This window comes from Microbulbifer epialgicus (assembly GCF_041447265.1).
In the GTDB taxonomy this organism is placed as follows: domain Bacteria; phylum Pseudomonadota; class Gammaproteobacteria; order Pseudomonadales; family Cellvibrionaceae; genus Microbulbifer; species Microbulbifer epialgicus.
This window is the reverse complement of sequence record NZ_JBGMEK010000155.1, coordinates 1-4,773: the sequence shown is the minus strand read 5'-3', so window position 1 is coordinate 4,773 and position 4,773 is coordinate 1. Positions and strand designations below refer to the sequence as shown.

The following is a 4,773-nucleotide window of genomic DNA, read 5'->3' as shown; positions in this document are numbered from 1 at the left end:
TCGTTCAGAATGGACGCTTCATTATCAGAAACTTGAAAAGGTTTAGGTGTACGCATAGAAGATGCATTATACGGACAATTCTCCATTAGTTACATTACTTTCCGCATGGACCACTAGTAATACTTGGTAGCCTCTTATGATCCCTAGACCTTCAAGGCGCTTAATCCTCTCTGTTACGGAGGATCTAGATAAATTAACATGAGCCGCAATCGATGAGACTGTCATTCAGGCATCCATTCTCAACTGGTTAATGATTGCCCTATCAAATTTATCCATGTTTCAACCTCACTGTTAAGTCTAAGAGCATCAGTCAATCTGTCGGTCAAAGTGTCAGAATGAAGGCTAGTTCAGACAGACTGTCTCGAAGTGATGCGCTAAATTAGACGTCAGAAAATACTCTAAAAAGATAAAATTATCAATCTACAGGATGTCTGCCATTTTACAAGGAGGTAAATAAATTCTCTCTCGAATTCTTTTCACTCGTACATACAACCCCCTAATAAGTATGTGCTCATGATTTATAGAGGAGGCTAATTTTTGTTTGCATGGGGGCTGTATGGCAACACTAGCGGCCCTCATTTTAATAATTCATTAATTTTTATTTCGCGCTGAGTTTAGAGCGCACGTCTTGTTTTCGGCCTTGGGAAAATTATGAAAAATAAATCACTCTTTAAGAGAAAAAGAATCGTCAAAAACTTTCTTGCTTTTGCTATCGCTGCGTCCGGTATTAATTCCACAATGGTAAGAGCGGATGACGTTACTGGTGGGATTAAGGGCGCTATCTCAGGATTTGATTCATCCATAAAGGTGATGTTAATTGATAAGTCTAGAGGAGTATCAAGAGAAGCTTTACCCGGAACTGATGGTGATTTCCGTTTTATCAATTTAGTACCAGGTAATTACGATCTTCAAATCCTATCTAATGGTGAGGTGATAGATACCAGACCAGTAACGGTCAGTTTGGGTAGAACGTCAAATGTCATTATCGGCAGTAATAGTGAGCTTGAAGAACTCGTGGTCATCGGTGAAAAGATACCTGCAATGGATATCGGCGTGGCAGAGTCTGGGCTATCACTTTCTTCTGAAGAAATCAATCTGTTGCCAGTAGCAAGGGATCTAACATCTGTCACTTTACTAGCTCCAGGTGTTTCCAAAGGAGATCAAGATTTTGGTGACGGTAATTATGCAAGTTTTGCGGGCGCTTCTATAGCGGAAAACGTCAGCTACATTAATGGCTTGAATACAACCAATTTTAGAAATGGTTTAGGCTTTTCAAAGGTTCCTTTCGAATTCTATGATCATATTCAGGTTAAGTCTGGGGGGTACTCGGCGAAATTCGGACGTTCTACAGGTGGAGTGATGAATGCGACCACCAAAAGCGGCTCTAATGAGTTTAACTTTGGTGGTAGCTATTATTATGATAATCAGGTGGATAAATCTCCAAATACCGTTAGTATACAAAATAAAAATGGAAGTTGGGATAGTGGTGAGGCAAACATCTATGCCTCAGGGCCTCTCATTCAAGATCGTGTCTTCTTCTATGGACTCTATAGCAATGTAAAAGAAAATGAAGACGAATATACAATGACAGAGGGTCGTGCGTATGAACGAGTAACCTCTTCGGATTTCTGGGGAATGAAGTTAGATGCCTACCTTAGTGATGATCACAGGTTCGAGGTTACTGCGTTTAGTGACCAAAGGGATCGAGTTGAAAATTTATATAGCTATGATGTGGAGGCTAAGTCCACGAATGGCTATTTAGGGGATGTGGTATATAGCCGTGGCGGTCTCAATTGGATTACCACCTACACAGGTGATTTTTTCGAAGACTTTAGCTTGTCCGTATCTTATGGCGAAAACGAGCAGAGTAGAAATGATATTCCTGGTGATTCAAGCTCGCCTGTCGTAATTCTCGATGGAGAGGAAGGAGCCGTAGCTCTTGGTGATTGGGATTTAAGATTCATTGATGAAGGCTTAGATACCAGAAAAATGTTTCGCGTGGATCTTAGCTGGGACTTAACAGATCATTTCTTAGAAGCGGGCCTGGATATAGAAACAAATCAACTATCGGCGAAATCCTACTATTCTGGCCATGAATACTGGCGGCTGTATCCAAATTTAAGCAAAAGTCCAGCCCAAGCTCGCAAGCTCGTTTATGAGAATGACGGAAGTTTTGAAACTGATAGCTCAGCTATATATATACAAGATACTTGGTACATGACAGACAATCTCACAGCGCAGATCGGAGTGCGTGGTGAAACTTTTATCAATCGAAATGTTGAAGGGACAACCTTTATAAAGGTTGATGATCAGTGGGCTCCCCGGTTATCCCTATCCTGGGACCCCACAGGCAATGGTAATCAGAAATTGTTTGCCAACGCTGGATTGTACTATTTACCTATAGCCAGCAATACCAATGTACGGATGGCTGGTAAGGAGCTTTATACTCAGGTGTGGTATGACTGGGATGGGAACTGTTTAAATGATGATGCTACTCCCTGTAATCTGGGAGATCCTAGACCGGACGCGCCATTTGCCGATGGCACTATGTCGGATACCAACAGTCTCATAGATAGTAATATAGAACCCATGTACCAATCTGAGTATATCCTCGGTTATGAGTATATAACCGAAAGTGGATTACAATTAGGTGTTAAAGGCACTTACAGGAATCTGGAGAAGGCATTAGATGATGTTGCTATCGATTACGCGGTAATTGATTATTACAATTCGACTGGAAGTTGGGATTCATCAAAAGTTGATGGCCAGAGCGTGGATGAAGTCTTTGAAGGGTTACATCAGTATGTATTAACTAATCCTGGCACTAATATGCGGGTTTTCATTCCAGAACAAATGGAATATATCAATCTTACTGCAGAGCAGCTTGGTTTTCCCAAGGCCGAGCGACAATATGGGGCAGCAGAGTTAACGTTTAAACGCCCTTTCGATGGTAAGTGGTCAATCGATGCCTCCTATACCTGGGCACACAGCTGGGGGAATAACGAGGGCTATGTAAAATCTGATAATGAGCAAGATGATGCCGGAATAACTTCTAACTTTGATGTGGTCGGTTTGTCCGAAGGGAGTTATGGCAACTTACCTAACGACCGTAGACATACCATAAAAGCTTTTGGCACCTATGCATTTGATATGGGGCTTAGAGTTGGTGCCAACTTTATTTGGCAGACCGGTAGACCCAAGAACTGTTTTGGTGTGCATCCCTTTGATCCCGTCTCCGCGAGCTATGATGCCGAGTCCTTCTATTGCCAGGGCAGAGCAACTTCTAGGGGAAGTGAAGGACGCACAGAGAACTATTGGAATCTTGACTTAAATGCTCAATATCCTATTAGACTGGCAAATAATCATGACTTAATACTGAGCCTAGATGTATTTAATATACTAAACAATGACACAGTATCGGAAGTGATCGAAACAGGCGAACTAGCTTCCGGAAGTGTTGATCCACAGTACGGTAAGCCTACCTATTATCAGTCCCCGCGCAGCATTCGTCTTGGTGTTCGCTATGATTTCGGTCAATTATAATACGATATCTAAATAGCTTAATAAGAGGGTGATGGGCATGGAAGATTTAAATATTAATCTTTCATGCTTTTCATTACGACTTACATGATAATGCTTTCGCATATAGGTAGAGTTGTTTCTTTAAGCTAAAATTATTTCGACCGCATAGTTGACAACAATTATCCATATGTGCTGTAAGCTATTATATGATTTGATAGGATGAAAGATTATGATTTGATAGGATGAAAGATTATGATTGATAAAATTCCTGGCAGAAACAATAAAGATAAACGTCATAAGTCTAATTCATTGTCATCAAATAGTTCAACGAAACAGGATAGATTACGAGCGCATTATATTCAGCATGTCATTTTTGAGGGGTTGGGTAATATTGAGATGTGGTTACACGAGAATGAGTACGAGGTAACTAATACCAAATGTTATGAGGATTTTACGCTACCATGCACTGAAGATGTTGATTTTCTAATAATACTTGGCGGCCCTATGAGCGTAAATGATGAAAATATATATCCGTGGTTAGCACAGGAGAAGTTGTTTGTCCGTGAGCTAATAGAGAGGGGAAAAGCAGTGCTTGGTATTTGCTTGAGAGCTCAGATTATAGCAAGTGCAATGGGAGCTAGGGTATACCCTTGTTCCTCTAAAGAAATTGGTTGGTACCCTATTTCTGGAACGTATTCTAGTAGCTCAAAGATATACAGATTTCCATATTCAGCTATGGCTTTTCACTGGCATTGTGAAACCTTTGATCTGCCAGCTGGGGCCGTGCGCCTTGCCAAAAGTAGAATCTGTAAAAATCAGGCCTTTCAGCTTGGCTCTAATGTTATTGGAATTCAATTCCACCTAGAAACTACCTGGAAATGTGTATTAGATATGCTATCTAACTGTGGTGGTGATATTAATCCATTAATGGGCGTGCAATCAGATGTAGTAGTTCAGACTTAATCTGACAGTTACCGGTTTTTCAGAAGGTGCTTTGTCAGGTCAAATTCAGTTTACGAGTTTTTCCTTCCAGGTGCTTTTTCCATCTTCAAGTGTTGCCATCGGAGTGCGGCCACAACACTTTTTACCCTGATGGGTACGGTCATTATTGTAATATGTGAGCCATTCGTCCAGATCCTTTTGTAACTCTTCTATTGATCCATAGATCTTCCGGCGTAATGAAGGCTGGTAGAACTCTTGTAGAATGGTTTTATGGAAGCGCTCACAGATGCCGTTGGTTTGTGGATGCCT

Annotated in this window: 4 protein-coding genes; 2 read left to right on the top strand and 2 right to left on the bottom strand. The window is 41.1% G+C overall.

What is annotated here, in order from left to right; genetic code table 11:
• Nucleotides 1–66: 66 nt before the first annotated feature.
• Nucleotides 67–225 carry a winged helix-turn-helix transcriptional regulator gene (locus ACCI49_RS23625; protein WP_371841698.1) on the bottom strand — a complete coding sequence of 53 codons (159 nt, stop codon included), beginning with the start codon at nucleotides 223–225 and terminating at the stop codon, nucleotides 67–69.
• A gap of 426 nt (nucleotides 226–651) precedes the next feature.
• Here ACCI49_RS23625 and ACCI49_RS23620 point away from each other — a divergent pair, with 426 nt between their 5' ends.
• Together ACCI49_RS23620 and ACCI49_RS23615 are read left to right on the top strand one after the other, a co-directional pair.
• Complete coding sequence (locus ACCI49_RS23620) at nucleotides 652–3,543, top strand: TonB-dependent receptor (RefSeq protein WP_371841697.1); 2,892 nt, start codon at nucleotides 652–654, stop codon at nucleotides 3,541–3,543.
• Between the two features lie 231 nt (nucleotides 3,544–3,774).
• Nucleotides 3,775–4,485, top strand: coding sequence for a type 1 glutamine amidotransferase (locus tag ACCI49_RS23615; RefSeq protein ID WP_371841696.1), 711 nt, complete (start codon nucleotides 3,775–3,777; stop codon nucleotides 4,483–4,485).
• Between the two features lie 45 nt (nucleotides 4,486–4,530).
• Here the strand turns inward: ACCI49_RS23615 and ACCI49_RS23610 are convergent.
• Nucleotides 4,531–4,773: integrase core domain-containing protein (locus tag ACCI49_RS23610; RefSeq protein ID WP_371838516.1), on the bottom strand; the 243-nt coding region annotated here is incomplete at its 5' end.

Excerpts from the sequence above, each read along its gene's own strand:
- ACCI49_RS23625 (WP_371841698.1), bottom strand. The coding sequence starts at position 225 with ATGACAGTCTCATCGATTGCGGCTCATGTTAATTTATCTAGATCCTCC.
- ACCI49_RS23620 (WP_371841697.1), top strand. The coding sequence starts at position 652 with ATGAAAAATAAATCACTCTTTAAGAGAAAAAGAATCGTCAAAAACTTT.
- ACCI49_RS23615 (WP_371841696.1), top strand. The coding sequence starts at position 3,775 with ATGATTGATAAAATTCCTGGCAGAAACAATAAAGATAAACGTCATAAG.